The organism is Candidatus Poribacteria bacterium (assembly GCA_016866785.1).
GTDB lineage: Bacteria > Poribacteria > WGA-4E.
The window spans coordinates 1-2,158 of sequence record VGLH01000265.1 but is presented as its reverse complement, the minus strand read 5'-3'; the positions used below and the strand labels follow the sequence as shown (position 1 = coordinate 2,158).

The 2,158-nt window shown below is 64.4% G+C and carries 4 protein-coding genes; 1 reads left to right on the top strand and 3 read right to left on the bottom strand.

The window, feature by feature from the left end; all coding sequences use genetic code 11:
• A partial coding sequence (locus tag FJZ36_19140; GenBank protein ID MBM3217015.1) for an STAS domain-containing protein occupies window positions 1-351 on the bottom strand: 351 nt, incomplete at its 3' end.
• A 76-nt stretch (window positions 352-427) separates the two neighbouring features.
• Complete coding sequence (locus tag FJZ36_19135) at window positions 428-1,165, bottom strand: glycosyltransferase (GenBank protein MBM3217014.1); 738 nt, start codon at window positions 1,163-1,165, stop codon at window positions 428-430.
• 30 nt (window positions 1,166-1,195) lie between these two features.
• Here FJZ36_19135 and FJZ36_19130 point away from each other — a divergent pair, with 30 nt between their 5' ends.
• On the top strand, window positions 1,196-1,996 hold the full coding sequence (locus FJZ36_19130) for a sugar phosphate isomerase/epimerase (GenBank protein ID MBM3217013.1): 801 nt from the start codon (window positions 1,196-1,198) through the stop codon (window positions 1,994-1,996).
• A 6-nt stretch (window positions 1,997-2,002) separates the two neighbouring features.
• Here the strand turns inward: FJZ36_19130 and FJZ36_19125 are convergent.
• Window positions 2,003-2,158 (bottom strand): transposase (locus FJZ36_19125; GenBank protein MBM3217012.1); only part of this gene is annotated, 156 nt, incomplete at its 5' end.

Below are 2,158 nucleotides of genomic sequence, written 5' to 3'. Positions count from 1 at the left end.
GTTGCTGGGCTCAAGGCTCGCCAGTGCGGACTGGAGATCGGGGAAGCGTTCGAGCACCGCCGTCAACTGCGAGAGCTCCAACAACCTCGCGATGTCGCTGGTCCCACCGACGACCGCCATGCGTCCGCCTCGCGTGCGGGCATGGGACTGTGCATACACGAGCGCTCCGAGTGCCGAGCTATCCATACGTCGCACTTCGTTGATGACGACGATCAGGGACGGGGTCTCGCGCTCCGAGCCGTCGATGGCGTGCTCGAGCGCCGAGCGCAACTTGAGACCGTCTTCCCCGAGGACTTCGCCTCTCAAGGCGACCACCGCGATCCCATGATGGCGTCTAACTGCTAGCTGCATGCGTAACTTCCCTCCTGTCCTGCCGCGATGATGTGCTGGTCCGCGAGGTTGCTCGCAGGCGTTCCTGTATACCACATCACCTGCTGCGAGGATACACGATTTGGCGCTTTGGCATCGGCGGCAACGTGTGGCGGAGCCAGTTCGTCGTGTGAGGCGCGGTCGGCGCGCCGCGTCGCATCCGAGCCTCGAGCTCTGCGCCCAGCCGGATCAAGTCGTCCGGTGTGTCGACGTCGTCTCGGGTCTCCAACAAACCGACCATTGATGGGTCAGGTTCGATGGATAGCGCAGATAGACGGTCGAGCGTCCAACGAAGGATGCCATCGGTGCTCCACGGAGCGCCATACAGGATCGCTGGAAGGATCGGTAACGCGTCGGCGTGCGCTCCCAAGAGGCTGTATCCGCCGTCTGAGCTGGGAGCCAGGACGAGCTGTCGCCTCTCCAGCAAGTCGAACGCATCGCCGATGTCCGACGACGTCAACAGAGGGGCATCGGAACCGATGAGGACGGCGCGATCCTGGGAACCGGTGGGCAGGGCATCGCGGAAGGCGGCGAGCATTCGGTCTCCCATGTCGCCGTTTGCCTGTCGTTGGCTCTGGACGTCGGGAAAGAGCTCATGTAGGGTGACGGCGGGTCCGTCAGATGCGTGGCAGAGAACGCGACGGTCACAGAGAATAGCCCGTACCGTCTCGGCGAGGTCGCGGAGCATCGCCGTGTAGAACCCGACACGCTCGTCGGGGGTCAGGAGCCCGGCGAGCCGCGTCTTGCAGGTCGCGGGATCGGGTTCCCTGGCGAAAACGATGAGGGTGCGGGTCATCCGGTCGCCCGTTCGGAGAGGGGGACGCGCATGATTCTAGCGGTCGTCACGGACGAGATCAGTTCCGATCCGATCACTGCCGTCGAGCTCGGCATGGAGTGGGGCATCGCGCACTTCGAGCTGCGTTCGGTCGCTTCAGGTCGTCTGCCGGAGATCAGCAGCGCAGATCACGGTCGTCTGCGGAGCCTCGCCGCGCGGTCGGACGTGACGCTGACCGCGATGTCGCCAGGCTTCTTCAAGGCTCCACTGGACAGCCCGGAAACGGATCGCCAATTTCGCGACGGGCTCCCGAAGGCGCTCGACCTCGCGGCAGAACTGTCTATCTCGAAGATGATCTTCTTCGCCGCCCGCAAGGACGACATGCCCCGGTCGGAAGCCGTTCCACGCGTCGCCGACCTCCTCGCCCAGTGCGCCGATGCGTGTCAGGAAGCCGGCGTCCTGCTGCTCCTGGAGAACGAGCACATCTGCTGGGCGGACAACGGCATGAACGCCCTCGACATCTTGCAGCAGACGCAGCATCCGAACATCGCGCTCAACTGGGACCCGTGCAACTCGGTCTGGTCGGGCGGCACGCCGTTCCCCGACGAGTATGAGCGCATCAAGGCGCACGTGCGCCATCTGCACGTCAAGGATACCGCACGCGACGGACGGGGCGAATTCCACGGCATGCCCATCGGCGAGGGCGAAGTCCCCTGGAGCGAGCAGCTTCGAGCGCTGCGGCGCGACGGCTACGAAGGACCCTACACCGTCGAGACGCACTACACGCCAAAAGTGTCGGGTTCGCGGCGGTGCGCGGAGAACCTCCGCAGGATGCTGTTCGAGATCGCCTAGAGTGTGTTATGCACTTTGTGGAACCCGCGCGACAAACCGTTTGAGCCTCAGGATGGCGAACGCGAGGAAATGAAGACCTACCAACGTTTGCGCCAATCGCTCATAGTCGCGCGCCAGCCGTCGGAATCTCCCCATCCACGCGAACGTCCGCTCGACGACCCA